At 58.2% G+C, this 21,038-nt stretch carries 22 protein-coding genes; 5 read left to right on the top strand and 17 right to left on the bottom strand.

The window, feature by feature from the left end:
- Positions 1–140: DUF1289 domain-containing protein (locus NWQ23_RS01550; protein ID WP_306164475.1), on the top strand; the 140-nt coding region annotated here is incomplete at its 5' end.
- A 128-nt stretch (positions 141–268) separates the two neighbouring features.
- On the opposite strand, the gene NWQ23_RS01545 is transcribed toward NWQ23_RS01550, so the two are convergent.
- The 3 genes from NWQ23_RS01545 to NWQ23_RS01535 form a co-directional block, all read right to left on the bottom strand.
- Positions 269–631: a hypothetical protein gene (locus NWQ23_RS01545; protein WP_306164472.1), complete on the bottom strand. Its 363-nt coding sequence runs from the start codon at positions 629–631 to the stop codon at positions 269–271.
- 306 nt (positions 632–937) lie between these two features.
- Complete coding sequence (locus NWQ23_RS01540) at positions 938–2,008, bottom strand: ABC transporter ATP-binding protein (protein WP_306164471.1); 1,071 nt, start codon at positions 2,006–2,008, stop codon at positions 938–940.
- 137 nt (positions 2,009–2,145) lie between these two features.
- Positions 2,146–2,925, bottom strand: coding sequence for an SDR family oxidoreductase (locus NWQ23_RS01535; protein ID WP_306164470.1), 780 nt, complete (start codon positions 2,923–2,925; stop codon positions 2,146–2,148).
- 124 nt (positions 2,926–3,049) lie between these two features.
- Here NWQ23_RS01535 and NWQ23_RS01530 point away from each other — a divergent pair, with 124 nt between their 5' ends.
- Positions 3,050–4,012, top strand: coding sequence for a Hint domain-containing protein (locus tag NWQ23_RS01530; protein WP_306164469.1), 963 nt, complete (start codon positions 3,050–3,052; stop codon positions 4,010–4,012).
- Here the strand turns inward: NWQ23_RS01530 and NWQ23_RS01525 are convergent.
- Together NWQ23_RS01525 and NWQ23_RS01520 are read right to left on the bottom strand one after the other, a co-directional pair.
- The gene (locus tag NWQ23_RS01525) at positions 4,009–4,581 is read right to left on the bottom strand and encodes a hypothetical protein (protein ID WP_306164468.1); all 573 of its coding nucleotides are present in this window, start codon (positions 4,579–4,581) and stop codon (positions 4,009–4,011) included. The genes NWQ23_RS01530 and NWQ23_RS01525 overlap by 4 nt on opposite strands.
- Before the next feature lie 35 nt (positions 4,582–4,616).
- Positions 4,617–5,234, bottom strand: coding sequence for a hypothetical protein (locus NWQ23_RS01520; protein WP_306164467.1), 618 nt, complete (start codon positions 5,232–5,234; stop codon positions 4,617–4,619).
- A gap of 110 nt (positions 5,235–5,344) precedes the next feature.
- On the opposite strand from NWQ23_RS01520, the gene NWQ23_RS01515 reads away from it, so the two are divergent.
- From NWQ23_RS01515 to NWQ23_RS01505, 3 genes are all read left to right on the top strand, one after another.
- On the top strand, positions 5,345–6,940 hold the full coding sequence (locus tag NWQ23_RS01515; RefSeq protein WP_306164466.1) for a peptide chain release factor 3: 1,596 nt from the start codon (positions 5,345–5,347) through the stop codon (positions 6,938–6,940).
- Positions 6,941–6,986: 46 nt separating this feature from the next.
- Positions 6,987–7,730, top strand: a complete 744-nt coding sequence (locus tag NWQ23_RS01510) for a hypothetical protein (protein WP_306164465.1) — start codon at positions 6,987–6,989, stop codon at positions 7,728–7,730.
- Between the two features lie 147 nt (positions 7,731–7,877).
- Positions 7,878–9,359, top strand: coding sequence for a DEAD/DEAH box helicase (locus tag NWQ23_RS01505; RefSeq protein ID WP_306164464.1), 1,482 nt, complete (start codon positions 7,878–7,880; stop codon positions 9,357–9,359).
- Positions 9,360–9,390: 31 nt separating this feature from the next.
- On the opposite strand, the gene NWQ23_RS01500 is transcribed toward NWQ23_RS01505, so the two are convergent.
- The 12 genes from NWQ23_RS01500 to nuoH all read right to left on the bottom strand — a co-directional run bounded on the left by NWQ23_RS01500 (position 9,391) and on the right by nuoH (position 21,032).
- Positions 9,391–11,055 carry a ribonuclease J gene (locus tag NWQ23_RS01500; protein WP_306164463.1) on the bottom strand — a complete coding sequence of 555 codons (1,665 nt, stop codon included), beginning with the start codon at positions 11,053–11,055 and terminating at the stop codon, positions 9,391–9,393.
- Positions 11,052–11,825 carry a type III pantothenate kinase gene (locus NWQ23_RS01495; protein ID WP_306164462.1) on the bottom strand — a complete coding sequence of 258 codons (774 nt, stop codon included), beginning with the start codon at positions 11,823–11,825 and terminating at the stop codon, positions 11,052–11,054. Before NWQ23_RS01495 ends, NWQ23_RS01500 begins: the two co-directional genes overlap by 4 nt.
- A 12-nt stretch (positions 11,826–11,837) precedes the next feature.
- Positions 11,838–12,521, bottom strand: a complete 684-nt coding sequence (locus tag NWQ23_RS01490; protein WP_372340097.1) for a biotin--[acetyl-CoA-carboxylase] ligase — start codon at positions 12,519–12,521, stop codon at positions 11,838–11,840.
- Between the two features lie 67 nt (positions 12,522–12,588).
- On the bottom strand, positions 12,589–14,025 hold the full coding sequence (nuoN, locus tag NWQ23_RS01485) for an NADH-quinone oxidoreductase subunit NuoN (protein WP_306164460.1): 1,437 nt from the start codon (positions 14,023–14,025) through the stop codon (positions 12,589–12,591).
- 12 nt (positions 14,026–14,037) lie between these two features.
- Positions 14,038–15,579, bottom strand: coding sequence for an NADH-quinone oxidoreductase subunit M (locus NWQ23_RS01480; protein ID WP_306164459.1), 1,542 nt, complete (start codon positions 15,577–15,579; stop codon positions 14,038–14,040).
- Positions 15,579–17,714, bottom strand: a complete 2,136-nt coding sequence (gene nuoL, locus NWQ23_RS01475; RefSeq protein WP_306164458.1) for an NADH-quinone oxidoreductase subunit L — start codon at positions 17,712–17,714, stop codon at positions 15,579–15,581. Before nuoL ends, NWQ23_RS01480 begins: the two co-directional genes overlap by 1 nt.
- 5 nt (positions 17,715–17,719) lie before the next feature.
- Positions 17,720–18,025 (bottom strand): NADH-quinone oxidoreductase subunit NuoK, encoded by a 306-nt coding sequence (gene nuoK / locus NWQ23_RS01470; protein ID WP_306164457.1) that lies wholly within the window; start codon positions 18,023–18,025, stop codon positions 17,720–17,722.
- Positions 18,026–18,110: 85 nt separating this feature from the next.
- Positions 18,111–18,716, bottom strand: coding sequence for an NADH-quinone oxidoreductase subunit J (locus NWQ23_RS01465; RefSeq protein WP_306164456.1), 606 nt, complete (start codon positions 18,714–18,716; stop codon positions 18,111–18,113).
- Positions 18,713–19,111: a carboxymuconolactone decarboxylase family protein gene (locus NWQ23_RS01460; protein ID WP_306164455.1), complete on the bottom strand. Its 399-nt coding sequence runs from the start codon at positions 19,109–19,111 to the stop codon at positions 18,713–18,715. The genes NWQ23_RS01465 and NWQ23_RS01460 overlap by 4 nt, the downstream gene beginning before the upstream one ends.
- Positions 19,108–19,497: a carboxymuconolactone decarboxylase family protein gene (locus tag NWQ23_RS01455; RefSeq protein ID WP_306164454.1), complete on the bottom strand. Its 390-nt coding sequence runs from the start codon at positions 19,495–19,497 to the stop codon at positions 19,108–19,110. The genes NWQ23_RS01460 and NWQ23_RS01455 overlap by 4 nt, the downstream gene beginning before the upstream one ends.
- A complete protein-coding gene (nuoI, locus tag NWQ23_RS01450) occupies positions 19,494–19,988 on the bottom strand; it encodes an NADH-quinone oxidoreductase subunit NuoI (RefSeq protein WP_306164453.1) in 495 nt (164 codons plus the stop codon). The genes NWQ23_RS01455 and nuoI overlap by 4 nt, the downstream gene beginning before the upstream one ends.
- Positions 19,989–19,991: 3 nt before the next feature.
- On the bottom strand, positions 19,992–21,032 hold the full coding sequence (gene nuoH / locus NWQ23_RS01445; RefSeq protein ID WP_306164452.1) for an NADH-quinone oxidoreductase subunit NuoH: 1,041 nt from the start codon (positions 21,030–21,032) through the stop codon (positions 19,992–19,994).
- Between the last annotated feature and the right edge of the window lie 6 nt (positions 21,033–21,038).

Genomic DNA, 21,038 nt, shown 5'->3' with positions numbered 1-21,038 from the left:
GGTGCCTGCGGTCGATAGACGAAATCGGCGCATGGTCACGGATGACACCAGAGGCACGGTCAGAGATCATGGCCGAATTGCCCGCACGCGCGAAACAGATCACCAAGCGGCGCGGCGGACGCGCGGCGCGGTTGAAGTAGCGTAAAAGACGCTGACATCTGGTTGGAAGTTCCAAGCCGCAATTCTATACATGCTCATGAAAGTCCGCAGTGCGTAAGCCCGTAAGCAAACGGACGATTCGGGGAGCCTGAAATCCCTTAGCAAACTTTCAAAAAACACGCCCAACGTCGATGCGATACCGACAATCGAGCAGAATGTCTTCTCGATCGAAAGGACGGTCTGAGAGGGCTAAAACACGGGCAGCAGCGTCTTCTTCACCCTCTTGATGAGTCAGTTCAACAAATGAAAGATCAATCGCGCCACTTGCTTCAATCGCGGCGGCCTTTGTGATGCTAACCAATTCATTCGTTCCGCGCCATGCCTCACCAGATCGCTCCAACAACACAAGTGAACGATCAGCAAATCGGAAATGAACATGGAATCCAGCCAATGGAAACGACTGAAAAGACGGGCGATGCTTCTTAAGGGCCAAAAGCGGTTGTTTGGCAAAGAAGAGAAAAACAATCGACATAATCTGCTTCTGATTTTTTGACGGGTTAGCAAAACCAAGCAAAATTAGAATTCACTCATTATGTCGTCAACGAGTTTCTTGAAGTCACGCGCGAGCAGACATTAAGCCCGCGCCCAAAATCCACGTTAGTGACAAATACCCAAACGGCCCTGATTGAGGCCGATAAAAACTCCATTCAAAATCGCACCTAGTTCCGGGGGTCAGTGGCGCGCTGCTGAAAGCGAATATTCGCGCATGAACCGCAATCGGTCACTTGGGACTCACATCAAAACTTGAGCCGATGTTTCGCACCCGATGAGCGACATATCACTTATGCGCAAACACAAAACACCGGTCCCGCCGGATCATGATCCAGAGCGGCATGCCCGGTTTGGGCAGAAACACAGATGGAACGATCGCGCGCAGGATCGAGCCGTCGAAATCCATGCGGAATTCGACCAGACTGGACGCGCCCATAAACCGCGCTCTTTCGACCACACCACGCGCGGCGGTGCCGTCTTCGGGGGTGGGGTTGGGGCCGCGCCCGCCCCTGTCAAAGTCGATCTTGAGATGCTGCGGGCGGATAACGATATCCACTTCGGTGCCGTCTGGCACGCCGGGGGCGAGGAACTGACCAAAGGGGGTCGATGTCAGCGCACCCTGCACCTTGCCATGAATGACATTGATATCGCTAAAGAAAGCCGCCGCTTTCACATCAACAGGCGCGTTGTAGATGTTGTAGGGTGCGCCACGCTGCACGATCTTGCCGTCGCGCATCAGGGCGATCTCGTCGGCCATGCGCATCGCCTCGCCCGGTTCATGTGTCACAAGAAGCACCGCAGTACCTTCGCTTTTGAGCACTGCAAGCGTTTCGTCGCGGATATCATCGCGCAGACGGTCATCAAGGCCGGAAAAGGGTTCGTCCATCAACATGATCCGCGGCTTGGGGGCCAGCGCGCGGGCCAAAGCCACACGCTGCTGTTCACCGCCCGAAAGCTGATCAGGGTAATCGGTCGTATGGCGGGACATGCCCACCTTTTCCAACAGCATATGCACCCGGTCCGTGACCTTGCGGCCCTTGAGGCCAAAGGCCACGTTCTGGGCCACGGTCAGATGCGGAAACAGGGCGAAATCCTGAAACATCAGCCCGATGTTGCGCTGCTCGGGTGGCAGGCTGAAACCTGCGTCACAGACCAGCGTGCCATCCACATGGATCGACCCGCTGTCCTGCTTTTCGACGCCGGCGACAATCCGCAAGGTCGTTGACTTGCCACACCCCGACGGCCCCAGCAAACAGGTCACCTGCCCGGGCATGACAGTCAGGCTGACATCGTCCACCACTTGGCGTCCGCCAAAGGTTTTGACGATATTCTTGATCTCAAGCCGGGGGGTTTGCATGGGCAGGTCTTATCCCTGACGAAAACAATTGGGTATTGCGGACCTAACAACAGTTGCGACGCGGGGCAAGCCTCTGGCGTCTGAAAAGACGGCGCGGGCTCAAACCACCCGCGCCGCCATGCCGGGGCTATACCGGCCTAGATCGTGGCGTTGATTGCCCCGCCGTCCAGAACGATATTCTGGCCGACAATAAAGCCTGCATGTTGCGAACACAGAAAGGCGCACATCGCTCCGAACTCGGCGGCGGTGCCATAGCGGCGGGCGGGAATTGTCGCCTGACGCTGGGCTGTCGCTGCCGCCAGATCAATGCCCTGCGCTTTGGACACGCCTGTATCAAGGCTGACCGCACGGTCGGTCGCATGAATCCCCGGCAGCATATTGTTGACCGTCACACCATATTGCGCGACCTGACGGGACGTGCCTGCCGCATAGCCGGTCAGTCCCGCGCGGGCAGAGTTGGACAAGCCAAGCTGCGGGATCGGTGCCTTGACCGAACCCGAGGTGATGTTGACCACGCGGCCCCAACCCTTTTCGATCATGCCCGGCATCAGCGCCTTCATCAGCGCGATCGGGGCCAGCATATTGGCATCCAGCGCCTTGATAAAATCATCGCGGTCCCAGTCGGACCACATGCCCGGAGGTGGGCCGCCTGCGTTATTGACAAGGATATCGACATCGGAGGCCACCGCCAAAAGCGCCGCGCGCCCTTCGTCCGTCGCCACATCAGCAGCCACAGTCACGACATCCACGCCGTATTTGGTGCGGATATCCGCTGCGGTCGCTTCCAGCGCCTCTGCACCGCGCGCATTCAGGACCAGATTGACCCCTGCTTCAGCCAAAGCTTCCGCACACCCACGGCCCAAGCCTTTCGAGGATGCACATACCAACGCGCGTTTTCCTTTGATCCCAAGATCCATCTTTCCGTCCTTCTTGTTAATGCTTGCTGCTGGACGTAGCACCGCCTGCGGGTCTGAGCAAATCCTCAGAGCCACTTTCTTTGCTCCTTGGCCCAATCGCGCCCCCGGTGTATCTGTTACACCCATGAAACAGCGCGCCCTTACACTCGATGTCTATGCCGCCCGCGATGTTGTCGCCAGCGAAGGCGTGATGAAAGGCGAGCCACTGTCCTTTGCTGATGAACTGGTCATGGACGATGCGTTCCAGATCGATCCCGACGCCCCTTTGCATGCCATCGACCTGCTCTATGGCGCCGAAGGTCTGCGCCGCGCGGATTTACGCGAGAATATTGTTCACCTCGACAGTTGCCTGACCCTGATGGGCCCCGATGGCGGGACACATGAGGCCCTGATCTTGGTCGAGGTCGAAGACGATGCCGTTGCCGACATTTTCCTGCTGCCCTTGGGAGAGCTGTTGCCGCGGGTGAACTACCGCCTTGTCGGGGTAGAACGGCATACCGCCACCCGCCGCTTTGCAGAGGCCGCAAGCGGGTCATTTGCGCGCGGCACCCATATCACCATGGGCAATGGGCAAATGCGCCGGATCGAGACATTGCAAGTCGGTGATATGGTTCTGACGCGGGACGCGGGAAAACAGCCGATCCGTTGCCTGGGGCAGGCCACGCTGCGCGCTACGGGCAGCTTTGCGCCCGTCGTCATTATGAAAGGGGCGCTGCACAATGAAAATGACCTTGTCGTGCGTCCGGACCACCGGCTTTTTGTCTATCAACGCGAAGATCATCTTGGTGCGGGGCGGTCAGAAGTTCTGATCAAGGCGCGGCACTTGGTGGACAACGTGACCGTGGTCAGACGGCGGGGTGGATTTATCGATTACTTCCAGCTGATCTTTGACGACCATCACATCATTTATGCCGAAGGCATCGCCGCCGAATCCCATCTGATTGATCCCCGCACACGCCATGCCTTGCCCGACGCTGCACAGACGCTGGAACATGCGCACCGTGCGCATCTGGACTATGAGGTCCAGGACAACCTCATTCCGTTCGAAAAGGCTGCGGCCCTCTTGCGCAAAGCCTCTGAAAACTAGTCAGCCGCCCGCCCTGCAAAGCTGCCGTCAAAGATGTCGATATCGCCGCCCTGCCGGATCGCACCCGCATACACCAGACCTGCCAGCCCATCCGCATCTGCCCCGTAAAAATCGCCTCTGATCTTTGCGCTCAGATCGTAAACGATGCCGTCTTTGGTCAGATCACCCTCCAGATCCGCCAGCCAGAGAAAATCGCGTCTGGGGTCTGCGTCCGGCATCAGCATGCCGCCTCCGAAGGCCAAAGCGCCGCCAAGATCGGATCCGTTGCCGTCCGTCAACCCGGCCACCTGTCCCGAGGCACCCAGCGACCCGCCTCCAACGGCCAAGGTCAGGTCAAACGCCCCGATATATTCGGCGCGCGGCATACTGCCAAAGGGCAGGTTCAAAGCCATCTGCCCGCTGTAACGGTGATGGCCGCTGTCAGGCACTTGGGAAAAAGGCGTGACACCGGTATCAATGACCGACTGGCGAAAGCTGGCATAACTGACGGCGGGTTCTGGCGCAGCACTGTCAGCGCCACCGCCGCCGCAGCCCGCAAGACCAATACACAGGATGATCGCTCTGAACATCGTGGCAGACTGCGCCGCGCATGGTTAATGAAGTGTTAAGGCGTGACGCTCTGTTCAGTGATCAAGACCAGCGTCGCGGCTTTTGGCTGACCGTTATGATCGACCGTCGCCTCAAGATCGGCACCCACAAGCGCGCCAACCGGTTGGCCCAGAAAGGTCCCTTGCATCTGGCCATCAAAGGCCAGCGCCTCATCCTGTGCAGCGAGGCTTCCGGCATAGGTAAAGATCAGGTTCTGCGCGGCTGACGCACTGTCCAGCGCGATTGTGCCGCCATAATCGACAACTGCCCCGGTACTGGTATTTCCAAGGAAATTACCCAGATTTCCCGTAGCCGCGCCAAGATCAAAATCGACCGTCACGCGCGCATCCCCAAACAGAACCAGGGGCGTTGTGCCGTCCTCCACTCTGATCGTCACGCCGCCATCAAAGATCATCGCACCCATCTGGGGTACATCTTCCGGCATCGCGACCGGCATCCCCACGACCCCTGCCCCCGGATCACCAAGCACGCGCAGTTTCTGCGCCTCGTAGATATCAAGCCGTGCCAGGCGCGGATCAATCCCTGCGCCGCTACTGCCTCCGCCACCGCCGCTGCTGGTACCGCCACCACCGCAGGCCATCAGCAAAAACGACAAAGCAAACCAAGTTCCCATATTCTGCATGCAAAACCCCCAAGCAGAGGCTTAGCAATAATGTCCGAAGCAACCGTTAAGCACTCTGCCCCCGATTGCCCTTTGCAACCGAACCGCATAAAGCGTGAACCATGACAAATCGCTCTGCCCTTCCCCCCGAAATCGCGCGTCGCCGGACGTTTGCGATTATCTCGCACCCCGATGCGGGCAAAACCACGCTGACTGAAAAGTTCCTGCTATATGGGGGTGCGATCCAGATGGCCGGACAGGTGCGTGCCAAAGGTGAGGCGCGGCGCACGCGGTCGGACTTTATGCAGATGGAAAAAGACCGGGGCATTTCGGTCTCGGCCTCTGCGATGTCGTTTGATTTTGGCAAATACCGCTTCAACCTTGTCGACACCCCCGGCCACTCGGATTTTTCCGAAGACACCTATCGCACGCTCACTGCGGTCGATGCAGCCGTAATGGTGATTGACGGGGCCAAAGGTGTGGAAAGCCAGACCCAGAAACTGTTCGAAGTTTGCCGCCTGCGCGACCTGCCCATCTTGACATTTTGCAACAAAATGGACCGCGAAAGCCGCGATACATTCGACATCATTGACGAAATCCAAGAAAACCTTGCGATTGACGTGACCCCCGCCTCTTGGCCCATCGGGGTGGGTCGCGAATTCATCGGCTGCTATGATATCCTGCGCGACAGGCTGGAATTGATGGACCGCGCCGACCGTAACAAGGTTGCCGAAAGCATCCAGATCAACGGGTTGGACGATCCCAAACTGGCCGATCACGTGCCAGCGCATCTGCTGGAAAAGTTCCGCGAAGAGATCGAGATGGCCAAGGAATTGCTGCCGCCTCTCGACCCCGAGGCCCTGCTGAATGGCTCGATGACACCGATCTGGTTCGGCTCTGCGATGAACTCTTTCGGGGTCAAGGAACTGATGGACGGACTGGCCACCTATGGGCCGGAACCGCAGGTACAGACGGCACAACCCCGCAACGTCGCGCCCGAGGAAAAGACCGTGACCGGTTTTGTCTTCAAAGTGCAGGCCAATATGGACCCCAAGCACCGCGACCGCGTGGCCTTTGTCCGTCTGGCGTCAGGGCATTTCGAACGGGGCATGAAGCTGACCCATGTGCGATCCAAAAAACAGATGGCGGTGACGAACCCTGTGCTGTTTCTGGCCGCTGACCGTGAGTTGGCCGAAGAGGCTTGGGCTGGCGATATCATCGGCATCCCCAACCACGGACAATTGCGCATCGGTGACACGCTGACCGAAGGCGAAGCGATCCGCGTATCGGGTATTCCGTCCTTTGCGCCGGAATTGCTGCAAACCTGCCGTGCGGGTGACCCGATGAAGGCCAAACACCTTGAAAAGGCGCTGATGCAATTCGCTGAAGAAGGGGCCGCCAAAGTCTTCAAGCCCACTTTCGGCTCCGGTTTCATCGTGGGCGTTGTCGGGGCGCTGCAATTCGAAGTTCTGGCCAGCCGGATCGAACTGGAATACGGCCTGCCCGTCCGTTTCGAGGGCTCGCAGTTTACCTCGGCCCGCTGGGTGTCCGGGGACAAGGACGCGGTTGATAAATTCGTGGCTGCCAACAAGCAGCACATCGCGACCGACAATGACGGCGACACCGTGTATCTGACGCGCCTGCAATGGGATATCGACCGCGTCGGTCGGGACTATCCTGATGTGACGCTGACCGCGACGAAAGAAATGATGGTATAGGGGGCAAGTCGGACAGCATCTGTCCGAGGGTCGGAAAGCAAAGCCGTTGCGCGAAAAGAAACAAACATTTCCGTCGGGCATTTCGGGCCTTTTGCCTGCCTATCAAAAGCGGCGCGCGCTCTTGACATATGAGGCAGGCGAAGAGCTGCCCGCATTGGATGTCGACTTTCGGGCCTTGGCTGCGATCCCACTCCCGCCACAAGTCCTTCCCCGCCCCGACGGGCTGAGCCGAGTTGCCAAGAAACGGCATATGCTTTTGGGCGAATTGGCGGGGCATAGCGAACTGGCGCTCTTGCACGGGCTGCTGATCTCGCACTTGCGCAAGCATACTTATCCCGATGGGGCACCGGCACTTTTCCTGCGGCTTTGGGCTGAAGAAGAGGCTTGGCTGCTGGAAAACCTCCCTACCCGCTGGCTGATCTCTGCCGTCATCACCTTTGCCGAACACGGGCCGACCGAGGCAGACCGCAACCTGGCCGCACGGATGAACATGCTGTTTTCGCTGATGAAGATCTACGAAGCCGAGCGTTGCTTTTCCGGCAAATCCGCGCAAGAGCCGTTCCGGGTCAAGGATCGCAACAAATCGCCCTTGCCGATGGGCATGCAGGATTTTTCCGTGTTGCAAGGTGATCTGGAAGCGCACCTGCTGGCCCCCCTCTGGCGCGACGCACAACATGCACCTTCCATCGGCACGTTGGTCCGGCATTTGCTGGATTTGCTCAACACCGACGACAGCACCGTTTTCCGGCGCTTTGCCCTGATGCGCGCTGCTGCGGCCAAGTCCCGCTAGCGCTGTGGCCCAAATGGGGCTCTGCTTGACGCAGTGCAGCATTTCCGATACCTGCTTTTCACGGCCAATTGGCCCACGACGCTGGGACGCTCGGAACAATGCGTCCTTTCACAGATTGCGGACCGGATCCGCATAAATAGGACGTACATGACCAAGTTTACTGATTTGAACCTTGACCCCAAGGTTCTCAAGGCCGTTGTTGAAACCGGCTACGACACCCCCACCCCGATCCAGGCGGGCGCCATCGCCCCGGCCCTTGAAGGGCGCGACGTTTTGGGGATTGCCCAGACGGGTACCGGCAAAACCGCCGCTTTCACCCTGCCGATGATCACCCTGCTGGGTCGTGGTCGCGCGCGGGCGCGGATGCCCCGTTCCCTGGTTCTGGCCCCCACGCGGGAACTGGCCGCGCAAGTAGCTGAAAACTTCGACACCTATGCCAAATATACCAAGCTGACCAAGGCGCTGCTGATCGGCGGCACCAGTTTCAAGGATCAGGACAAGCTGATCGACAAAGGCGTGGACGTGTTGATCGCGACCCCCGGTCGTCTGCTGGACCACCTCGAGCGCGGCAAGCTGATCCTGACCGACGTCAAGATCATGGTGATCGACGAGGCAGACCGGATGCTCGACATGGGGTTCATTCCCGATATCGAGGAAATCTTCAAACGCACGCCGTTCACCCGTCAAACGCTGTTTTTCAGCGCGACAATGGCACCCGAGATCGAGCGGATCACCAATACGTTCCTGTCCAACCCTGCCAAGATCGAAGTCGCCCGCGCGGCCACGACCAATGTGAACATCAAGCAAGGCGTTGTGATGTTCAAAGGCTCGGCCAAGCTGAAGGAAGCGTCGGAAAAGCGTGAACTGCTGCGCAAGCTGATCGACGCCGAAGGTCCGGCCTGCACCAACGCGATCATCTTCTGCAACCGCAAGTCGGACGTGGATATTGTCGCGAAATCACTCAATAAATACGGCTATGACGCGGCCCCGATCCACGGCGATCTGGAACAGTCACACCGCACGCGCACGCTCGAAGGCTTCCGCGACAACAAACTGCGCTTTCTGGTGGCCTCTGACGTGGCCGCGCGGGGCCTTGATATTCCCGCCGTGACCCATGTTTTCAACTTCGACGTGCCCAGCCATGCCGAGGATTACGTCCACCGCATTGGCCGCACCGGTCGTGCTGGCCGGTCCGGTGTCGCGATCATGATCTGCGCACCGCGTGACGTGAAAAACCTTGAAGATGTGGAACGTCTGGTCAAGGAAACGATCCCGCGTCTGGATAATCCTTTGGACAACGGTGGTGCGATGGCGCCCGCTCCTGCCGAGGCCACAGAGACTGAACAGCGGCCCAAGCGGTCGCGCAGCCGTGGCCGCAAGGCAGAACCGCGCGAAGAAGAGCCCAAGGTTGAAGAGGCAAAGGCAGCCCCCGCACCTCAGCCGGAACCAAAAACCGAAGAGACCCCACGCGCCCAACAGCCCCGCGAGGACCGCAATCGCGAAGACCGCAACCGTGGCGGACGCGGGCGCGGCAATGATCGTCGGGACAATGGCCCCAGGATTGTTGGCATGGGCGATGATACGCCCGCCTTCATCGCAAAAAGCTTTGAGGAACGGGCAAAGGGTTAAGAAGGTCGGTCGGGGTTTCCCCCGACGTCCATCACCCCAACCTGCTTACAATCACAGTCACTTCAGGCTTCTTGCCAATCTCGGACTGTGCAGACCTGCGCGCAATCGTCTTGAGCTCTTTCTCAAGCTTCACATCGTCACGCAAAGTCTTGGCATCGGCGCGGTTCACGAACTGGCTCAGGTCATGCTCGACCACTTCGACCAGTCCAGCGTTATTGCGCCCCGTCTCGGACAGACCCATGATCTCGACCCAAGGGTCGCCCAGCGGTTCGTCGTTCTCATCAACGATCAGCGTGACGACCATATGTCCGTTCATCGCCATCCGGATCCTATCGCGCACGATGCCATCCATCGCGCCCACCTGCACCGACCCGTCCAGATAGGTCCGGCCCGTTTCGATATATTCCGCGACTGTGGGCCTGTTGCCCGACAGGTCAATCATCATGCCGTTGACGGCAACGATCCCCGTCAGGCCACTTTCGCCGCCCAGCTTCACATGCTCGCGCAGGTGACGGTGTTCGCCGTGCATCGGGATCAGGATTTGCGGTTTCACGATCTGGTGCAGGCGCTGCAGATCAGGGCGGTTCGCGTGGCCGGACACGTGGTATTTGCCACCCGCGTCGTCGATCACGTCAACGCCCATTTCAGACAGTTGGTTCATGATCCGAATGACACCGCGTTCATTGCCCGGAATGGTTTTGGAGGAAAACAGGAAGGTATCCCCTTCCTTCAGCTTCAGCCCCAGATAGGACCCCTGCGCCAGTTGCGCGGATGCCGCGCGGCGTTCGCCCTGCGATCCGGTGACCAGCAGCATCACATGGTTGCGCGGCATGTTGATCGCGTCTTCCGGCGATACGACAGGGGGAAATCCGTCGAGTATCCCCTCTTCGGTCGCGGCCTCGACCATCCGCCGCATTGCACGGCCCAAAAGCACGACCGAGCGGTCAGCCTTTTGTGCGGCAATGGCCAAGGTCTTGAGGCGGGCGATGTTAGAGGCAAAAGTTGTCGCGACAACCATGCCCGCCGCCTCTTTCATCATTTCGGTGATGGCACCGCCGATTGTATTTTCCGACCGTCCGGGTGCATGGGTGAACACATTGGTACTGTCACAGACCAGCGCCTTGACGCCGTCCTTTGACACCTCTTCCCAAAGTGCTTCGTTCCACGGATCGCCCACAACCGGTGTTTCGTCGATCTTGAAGTCGCCAGAGTGCAGCACGCGGCCATCCGGCGTGTCGATCAAAAGCCCCGCACTTTCGGGGATCGAATGACTGACAGGCAGGAATGACACCTTCATCGGACCGCAAGTGACCACCTGCGGATAGGCTCCGACGACCTTGACCACGCTTTCGGGCAGGCCGAATTCATCCAGCTTGCGCCGTGCGATATTGGCGGTAAAGCGGCGCGCATAGACCGGTGCGCCAAGCTTTTCCCAATAATGGCCGATGGCGCCGACGTGGTCTTCGTGGGCGTGGGTGATAAATATGCCTTCGATCTGCGCCTTGCGCGCGACCAGCCATGAAATATCCGGCAGGATCAGATCCACGCCCGGCGTGCCGTCCATATCCGGAAAGGTCACACCCAGATCGACGACGATCAGCCGCTCTTTCCCCGGTGCGCCATAGCCGTAGACATAGGCGTTCATGCCGATTTCACCGGCACCTCCAAGGGGTAGATAGATCAGGCGGTCGGTCATGCATTATCCTTGTTATATTGGTGGATGACGGTCAGGCCGTGCATCGTCAGGTCGTCTTCGAAAACATCAAACAGGGCTTCGGCCTGTTGGAAAAGCGGGGCCAGCCCGCCGGTCGCGATCACTTGCATCGGCACGCCGCGTTCGGCTTTGATCCGCGCACATATCTCGCGGACCAGCCCGATGTAACCCCAAAACACACCCGATTGCATACAGGCCACTGTATTGGTGCCGATGACGCGCTGGGGCTGGGTGATATCGACGTGGGGCAAAGCGGCTGCCGCATTATGCAGCGCCTCGAGCGACAGGTTCACGCCGGGTGCGATGACACCGCCGACATAGGCCCCGTCACTGGCCACAACATCAAAAGTCGTCGCAGTGCCGAAATCCACCACGATCAGATCACCGCCGTGCCGGTCAAAGGCGCCCGCCGCATTGACCAGTCGGTCAGGCCCCACTTGTGTGCCCGCATCCACACGCGGCGGGGCGGGCAGAAGGCAGTCAGGTTTGCCCACAACCAGCGGGCGGCAGTTATAGTAGCGGTCTGCAAAGACCCGCAGGTTAAAGACGACGCGCGGCACGGTCGAGCTCACGATCACCTCGTCGATCATGACATCCACGTTCTGGAAACGCATCAGGGTGGACAGCCACACATAATACTGGTCCGCCGTGCGCTGCCACTCGGTGCTGGCGCGCCATGTCGCGATAAAGTGCTTGCCGTCCCAGATGGAAAACACGGTATTGGTATTACCGCAGTCGATAGCCAAAAGCATGGGTGATCCCCCCTAGAAAAACACGTCTGCGGCTGAAATCGCCCGCGGTCCGGTGCCTGTGATCAGGACAAGGTTGCCGTCTTTGTCGATGGTGTCAAAGATACCCGTCACATCCTCGCGCCCCGTGCGGGCGGTGATGACCTCGCCCAAGCGGGCCGCATTGCGCAACCAGTCTTCGCGGATGCGGTCAAAGCCAAGGCGCAAGAGCTTGGCCTCTTGCGTGGCATAGGCGTCAGCGAGGGTTGAAAGGAAATCAAGCGGCGAGATCACATCCCCCTCCGCTGCGGCCAGACTGGTCGGCGCGAAACTGGCATCGGCAATCCCCTCGGGCGTATGTTTGAGGTTCACACCGACCCCGATCGAGAGCCAATCCACAAAAGGTCCCTGCCCGCTGCTTTCCAACAGGATCCCCGCGACCTTGCCCCCGGACAAAAGCACGTCATTGGGCCATTTCAGGCTCAGTTTGTCCGACGAAACATAGATCGCCAAAGCCGCATAAAGCGCATTCGCCGCAAGGAAAGACCTCTTTGCCGCCTCTGCCGCCGTTGCCTCTGGTTTGAAAATCAACGTGGCGTTCAGATTGCCCTCTGGCGCGACCCAGGCCCGCCCGCGTCTGCCGCGCGCCGCGGTCTGCGTCTTGGCGATAATCCATGTGGGGCCATTGATATCCGGCGCACGTCGCGCAGCCTCGGCCATGGTGCTGTCTACACTGTCCAGCACGACGCGGGCATAGCCTTCCGGCCATGGCCCGTGATCCTGTGTGTTAGTTGACAAGCGTTGCCGCCGCCGCGGCGGCCATCGGTTCGATCCCGAAAAGGTTCACGACCCCGATGACCATGACCAAGGCCGATCCCATCAGGAAGGTCCACAGCACGGGGTTCAATTTGCCGTCCAAAGCCTCGCCCTCTTCGCCGAAGTACATGAAATAGACGATGCGCAGGTAGTAGAAGGCACCGATCACCGATGCGACAACACCGGCTACAGCCAGCCATGCCAGACCACCGTCATAGGCAGCGCGCAGCACATAGAACTTGCCGAAGAATCCCACCATCGGCGGCACACCTGCAAGGCTGAAAAGCAGCACCAGCATCGCCAGCGCGCGCAATGGCTGGCGCTTGGAATACATCTTGAGGCTTTCGATATTGGTCACAGGCCGCCCGTCCCGTTCCATCCCGAGGATGAAAGCAAAGGTGCCGATGTTCATGGTCACATAGATTGCCATGTAGATCAGCATCGCCTGCACGCCAAAGGCGGTACCCGCCGCCAGACCCATCAGCGCAAAGCCCATATGCGCAATCGAGGAATAGGCCATCAGGCGTTTGATGTCTTTCTGGCCAATGGCCGCAATCGCGCCAAGGAACATGGACACGACCGACAGGAAAGCCACGATCTGCTGCCAGTCACCCACGATTCCGCCGAATGCGTCATGCACGACACGGGCAAACAGGGCCATTGCCGCGACCTTTGGTGCGGTGGCAAAAAAGGCTGTCACAGGTGTGGGCGAACCTTCGTAGACGTCCGGTGTCCACATGTGGAAGGGTGCGGCAGACACCTTGAACGCGAAACCTGCGATCAGGAAAACAAGACCAAAAAGCAGGCCAAGCGATGGCTCGTCTGTTGTTGCCTCGATGATCCCCGCAAAAAGGGTCGTGCCCGCGAAACCGTAAACCAGCGATGCACCATAAAGCAGCAAACCAGAGGACAAAGCCCCCAGCACAAAGTACTTGAGGCCCGCTTCGGTCGATTTCACACTATCGCGGCGCAGCGATGCCACGACATAAAGTGCCAGCGATTGCAGCTCCAACCCCATATAAAGCGACATCAGGTCGCCCGCAGAGACCATGACCATCATGCCCACGACCGCCAAAGCGATCAGCACAGGGTATTCGAACCGCAGCAACCCACGGCGCTGCATATAGGCCTCGGACATCAGCAGGACCGCAGCAGCAGAGAGCAGGATCACAACCTTTGCAAAGCGCGCAAAACCATCGTCGACAAACATGCCGTCAAAGGCGATGTTCGTGCCCTGCCCGTTGATCCCGATCCAGACAGCAAGCAGGACAAACAGGCCCGATGTGGCCCATGTCAACAGCGGGGCCATACCGTCTTTGGTCGTATAGACTGCGGCCAGTAGTGCAAGCATGGCGTAAACCGCCAGCACAATCTCGGGCATCAGGATTTGGATATCAGCGCCAATCATCGTGGGCCTTCCTTAATTCGCAGCAAACTGGGTGGCGGCCTGATAGGTCGCCAGCGCAGTTTCATAATTATCGACCAGCGCACTCACGCTTGGCCCAATGATGTCCAGAACCAATGCAGGGTACACGCCCAAAAGCAGGGTCATCACCACCAGCGGGGCAAAGATCAAGCGTTCGCGTTTGGTCATGTCCTGAATGGTCTTGAGGCTTTCCTTGATCAGATCACCCAAGACAACGCGGCGGTAAAGCCAAAGCGCATAGGCCGCCGACAGGATCACCCCGGACGTGGCAACCATAGCCACCCAAGTATTCACTTGGAAAATACCGACCAGCGTCAGGAATTCGCCGACAAACCCGGAGGTGCCCGGAAGCCCCACGTTGGCCATCGTGAAGAACATGAAGATCAGCGCATAGGCAGGCATCCGGTTGACCAGACCGCCATAGGCGTCGATCTCGCGGGTGTGCATCCGGTCATAGATCACACCCACACACAGGAAGAGCGCCCCAGAGATAAAGCCGTGGCTGATCATCTGGAAGATCGCGCCATCAATACCCTGCTGGTTCACCGCAAAAATCCCCATCGTGACGTAACCCATGTGGGCAACGGATGAATAGGCGATCAGCTTTTTCATGTCCTCTTGGACCAATGCGACCAGCGAGGTATAGACAATTGCAATCGCAGAAAGCCACAGCACCAATGGCCCCATCACCTCGGACCCGACAGGGAACATCGGCAAGCTGAAGCGCAGGAAACCATAGCCACCCATCTTGAGCAGGATTGCCGCCAGCACCACAGACCCCGCTGTGGGCGCCTGTACGTGCGCATCAGGCAACCATGTATGCACCGGCCACATCGGCATTTTCACCGCAAAACTGGCAAAGAACGCAAGCCACAGAAGGGTTTGCATGCCCCCGATGATCTGCACGCCCAGAATGCTGAAATTCTCGGTCTCGAAGGTGAATGTCATCAGCGTCGGGATATCTGTCGTCCCGGCGGCAGAGAACATCGCCACCATCGCGACCAGCATCAGCACAGAGCCAAGGAAGGTATAAAGGAAGAACTTGAAGGATGCATAAATCCGGTTCTTGCCGCCCCAGATACCGATAATCAGGAACATCGGGATCAGACCCGCTTCGAAGAACAGATAGAACAGCACCAGATCAAGTGCGAGGAACACGCCCAGCATCAGGGTTTCAAGGATCAGAAAAGCGATCATGTATTCCTTGACGCGGGTTTTCACATCCCAGCAGGAGGCAATCACCAGCGGCATCAGGAAAGTCGTCAGCATCACAAACAGGATCGAAATCCCGTCAACGCCCATTTTGTATTGCAGACCCAAAAGCCATTCACGGGTCTCGACCATCTGGAAACCGGTGTCGTTCGGATCGAAATTCGACAGAATGAACAGCGAGCAGATGAAGGTGACCGCCGTGGTGACCAAAGCCACCCATTTGGCGTTACGCTGTGCGGCTTCATCATCGCCGCGCAGGAACAGCGCCAGAATGACAGCACCCAAGAGCGGCAGGAACGTGGTGAGCGAGAGAATGTTACCCATCAGTTTGCTCCTCCGAAGAGCGTCACCCAGGTGAGCAGCACCGCAATCCCCAGAACCATCGCAAAGACATAGCTAAAGATATAGCCAGACTGCGCGCGGCCCGCGAGCCTTGTGAAGAACGGGATGATCCCCATGGCCAGCCCGTTGATCCCGCCGTCGATGATCTTTGTATCGCCCTGTTTCCACAGGATACGGCCCAAGGCCAAGGCCGGCTTGACGATCAGGAAATCGTAGATTTCGTCAAAGTACCATTTGTTCAGCAGGAACTGGTAAAGCGGCGCCTGCTGCGTGGCCAGTTTGTGCGGCCAATCGGGACGCCGGATATACATCTGATAGGCCAGAGCAAAGCCTGCCAACATCGCAAAGAAAGGTGCAAGCTTGACCCAGACAGGCACTTCATGCGCGTCATTCAGCACGGTGTTGTCAGGGCTCGCATGGATCGCCCCTTCGCCCGGTGCGCCGGTCAGCACATAGTGATGCTCTTCCTTGCCGCCCTCTTCTGCAGCCATCTCTGCGCCGTGGTCGGTTGTGGCTGTTTCACCATGGGCCGCGTCTTCGCTATGCGCGCCGGCTTCGGCATAAGGCACGCCAAAGAACTTGCCCACTTTGTCGGTATGCCCAAAGAACGATCCGTACCAGACCATCCCGCTAAAGACTGCACCGATGGCCAGCACATAAAGCGGGATCATCATCGTCGCAGGGCTGTCGTGGGCATGGTCATGGGTATGCGCATCGCCGCGCGGGGTGCCGTAGAAGGTCAGGAACATCAGACGCCAGCTGTAGAAACTGGTCATCAGTGCGGCCACAACAAGCATCCAGAAGGCATAGCCGCCCGCGGTGCCAGCATAAGCGCTTTCGATGATCGCATCCTTGGATACGAAACCGGCAAAGCCAATCGGGAAACCCACGTAAAGCAGCGGGATACCGACACCGGTAATCGCCAGCGTGCCGATCATCATCATCCAGAAGGTCTTGGGGATCTTGTGGCGCAAACCGCCATAGTTCCGCATGTCCTGCTCGTGGTGCATCGCATGAATGACCGAACCCGCCCCAAGAAACAGCATCGCCTTAAAGAACGCATGTGTCAGCAGGTGGAACATCGCGACCGAATAGACACCCAGACCAGCAGCCACAAACATATAGCCAAGCTGCGAACAGGTGGAGTAAGCGATGACGCGCTTGATGTCGTTCTGGACCAGACCGACAGTGGCGGCAAAAAACGCGGTCGTCGCACCGAGGAACACGATAAAGCTGGTCGCCTGTGGCGCATATTCCATCAGCGGCGACATGCGGCAAACAAGGAAGACACCGGCGGTGACCATGGTGGCCGCGTGGATCAGGGCAGACACAGGGGTTGGGCCTTCCATCGCGTCCGGCAACCACGTGTGCAGGAACAATTGCGCCGATTTGCCCATCGCACCGATGAACAGCAGGAAGGCAATCAGGTTCAGCGTATTCCAGTCAGCCCAGAGGAAGGTGATCGTATGATCCTGCAAATCAGGGATCGCGGCAAAGATATCGGAAAAGCGAACGCTGTCAGTGACCATATAAAGCGCAAAGATCCCCAGCGCGAAGCCGAAGTCACCCACGCGGTTGACCACAAATGCCTTGATCGCGGCCGCATTCGCACTGGGCTTGCGGTAGTAGAAACCGATCAGCAGATACGAGGCAACGCCCACGCCCTCCCAGCCAAAGAACATCTGTACAAGGTTGTCTGCTGTCACCAGCATCAGCATCGAGAAGGTGAAAAACGACAGATAGGCAAAGAAACGGGGGCGATAGCTTTCGTGTTCTTTGAAGTTGTCGTCATGGGCCATGTAGCCAAAGGAATAAAGATGCACGAGCGCGGACACCGTGTTGATCACGATCAGCATGATCGCGGTCAGACGGTCCATGCGGATCGCCCAATCCGTGCTCAACGTGCCGCTTTCGATCCAGCGCAGGATATTGACGGTATAGGAGCCATTGGGATGGGCGGACGGATCAAACGTCAGGAAAACAACCCACGACAGGATGGCCGCCAAGAACAAGAGGCTTGTCGCGGTCCATTGGGCCGCGGTCTCGCCGATCAGTTTCCAGCCGAACCCGCAAAGCAGCGCACCCACAAGCGGGGCAAAAAGGATGATGGTTTCCATTGGTCTTAACCCTTCATCACGTTGACGTCTTCAACGTCGATGGTCCCGCGGTTGCGGAAGAAACAAACAAGGATCGCAAGGCCAATCGCGGCCTCGGCGGCGGCGACGGTCAGCACGAACAGGGTAAAGACCTGACCCACCAGATCGCCCAGATAACTCGAGAAGGCCACAAGGTTGATATTCACCGCCAGCAGCATCAATTCGATGCTCATCAGCAGGATAATCACGTTCTTGCGGTTCAGAAACAGCCCGAAGATGCCAATCACAAACAGCGTCGCCGCGACCGTCAAATAATGTTCAAGTCCGATCATTGGGCCGTTCCTTTGGTCTTCCACGGGGCGAAGAAATTTCGCGAAATTTCTTCGTGCCCCAAAATTTTTCTCGAAAAATTTTGCATCACAGACCCTGCCCCGGTTTGACGTCTTTGAGTTCCATCGCCTTGGCCGGATCGCGGTACATCTGGGCCAGCACATTCTGACGCTTGATATCGACACGGTGGCGCAGGGTCAGGACGATCGCCCCGATCATCGCAACCAGCAGGATCAGGCCGGAAAGCTGGAACAGCAGGATATATTTGTCATAAAGCAGCAGACCCAAGGCGCGGGTGTTGTCCAGATCGCCGGTTGGCGCAGCGATGCGCCCCTGAACCCCGTCAGAGAAGCCCCAGACACCAAGCGCCAAAGCCAGTTGCATCAGGATCACCACACCGATCAGCAGGCCAAGCGGCAGGTATTTGGTCATTTCCGCCTTCAATTCGGCGAAATCAATGTCCAGCATCATGACCACAAACAAGAACAGCACCGCCACCGCGCCCACGTAGACAATGATCAGCAGCATGGCGACAAATTCCGCGCCCAAGGTCACAAACAGACCGGCGGACGACAAGAAAGCAAGGATCAGCCACAGGACCGAATGGACCGGATTACGGCTGACCACAGTCATCAGCCCTCCGGTGACGGTCGTCACCGCGAATAGGTAAAATGTGAACGCGAAGACGGTCATGCGCTTTCGTCCTTTTCCAACACTTCGTTTGCCAGTTCCATAGCCTTGGTCATGGCCGGCACGCCCGCAAACATGCCCATCTGGGCAATCGTTTCGGCGATTTCCTGTTTCGTGGCTCCGGCTTCCACCAAATGGCGGACCGTCAGCCTGATCTGCGCCTCGGCCTGCGCGCCCAGTACGGTCAGCCCCGCCAGCGTCAGCAAAAGCCGCGTTTTCGCGTCAAGACCGTCGGGGTTGATGCCCTTGCCAAAGAACATCTCCATCGTTTCTTTGGGCATGGTTGGCCAGAGCGCTTCGAACCCTTTGGGCGTAAAGGCCTCCATGTCGAAATTCATCGACTTGGCCCAGTCCTGAGACATCTTCATCATCGCTTCAAAGGGATTTGTGTCGCTCATACCGCCTCCTCAGCTTCAAAAACTTCAATCGCGGCGTTCAAGCCGTTAATCATGGCCGGAAACCCGCCATAAAGGGTCATTTGATAAATGATTTCGCAAATCTCTTCGCGGCTTGCGCCAACAGCGCGCGCGCTGGCGATATTCACCTTAAGCTGCGGCTTGGTCTGCCCGCCCTGTGCGGTCAATGCGGCAACAGTCGCCAAAAGACGGGTCTTTTCGTCGACCACGCCGCGCGCGTAGAAAGTGCCATAGGGGACTTCGACGACCATCCGCGACAGACCGGGGACCAGCGCATCATAGCGGGCTGCCAGCGCGTCTTCCATGCCGGGATTGACCTGCTCTGACAGCGCCTTGCCGCGCTCGTATGTGGGTTCGTCAAGGCTCATCTGTAGGGTGCATCCAGTTCCAGATTGCGCGCAATCTCTGATTCCCAGCGGTCGCCGTTTTCCAGCAGCTTGGCCTTGTCGTAGTACAATTCTTCGCGCGTCTCGGTGCTGAACTCGAAATTCGGGCCCTCGACGATGGCATCCACCGGACAGGCCTCTTGGCAGAAACCGCAGTAGATGCATTTGGTCATGTCGATGTCATAGCGGGTGGTGCGGCGGCTGCCGTCATCACGTGGTTCGGCGTCGATGGTGATGGCTTGCGCGGGGCAGACAGCCTCGCACAGCTTGCACGCAATGCAGCGTTCTTCGCCGTTGGGATAGCGACGCAAGGCATGCTCGCCCCGGAACCGTGGGGACAAGGGTCCCTTTTCATGCGGGTAGTTCAGCGTGGCCTTGGGCGCAAAGAAATACTTCATACCAAGGCGGAAACCATGCCAGAAATCCTGAAGCAAAAAGTACTTGGCGGCGCGGGTGTAATCCATTTGGGTCATTGATTAAGCTCCAATCGCCCAGCGGGCCCAGAAGCCGCCGAGAACTTCGAATTTTGCGAGGAAAGACACCAGCACGACCCAGCCCAGCGACATCGGCAGGAACACTTTCCAGCCGATCCGCATCAGCTGGTCATAGCGGTAGCGGGGGGTAATCGCCTTGACCATCGCGAACATAAAGAAGACCAGCGCCATCTTCAGCACCATCCAGCCGATACCATCCGGCAGACCCGGAATAGGTGACAACCAGCCGCCGAAAAACAGCAGCGAGATCAGCGCGCACATCAGCACAACGGCCATCAATTCGCCGATCATGAACAGCAGGAACGGGGTGGACGAATATTCCACCTGATAGCCTGCAACCAGTTCCGATTCCGCCTCTGGCAAATCGAACGGCGGACGGTTCGTTTCAGCCAAGGCACTGATAAAGAACAAGAACAGCATCGGGAAATGCGCGACCCAGAACCAGTTGAAAAGGCCCGCATCACCGTCCTGCGCGGCGACGATATCGCCGAAATTCATCGACCCTGCCGATATAATCACCCCGATGATGATCAGACCGATCGAGACTTCGTAAGAAATCATCTGTGCCGCAGAGCGCAGTGAGCCGAGGAACGGATATTTCGAGTTCGACGCCCAGCCGCCCATGATCACGCCATAGACCTCAAGCGAGCCAATCGCGAAGATATAAAGGATCGCCACGTTGATATCGGACAAGACCCAACCGTCATTGAACGGAATAACGGCCCACGCCACGACCGACAGCACAAAGGCGATCAAGGGGGCGAGGAAGAAGACAAAGCGATCCGCGCCTGCCGGAACGACGATTTCCTTGACGATGTATTTCAGGAAATCCGCGAATGACTGCAACAGGCCAAAAGGACCCACGATATTGGGCCCGCGCCGCATCTGGACCGCGGCCCAAACCTTGCGGTCCGCGTACATCAGGAAGGCCAGCGCCAGCAACAGCGGGATCAGCACCAGCAAACACTGACCCAGGATCACAAGGACAATGCCAAGGTTGGTGTTGGTGAAAAATTCAACCATTGTCGT

Source organism: Yoonia sp. (assembly GCF_030731595.1).
GTDB lineage: Bacteria > Pseudomonadota > Alphaproteobacteria > Rhodobacterales > Rhodobacteraceae > Yoonia.
The sequence above is the reverse complement of the archived record's forward strand: the minus strand, read 5'-3'. Positions and strand labels throughout refer to the sequence as shown.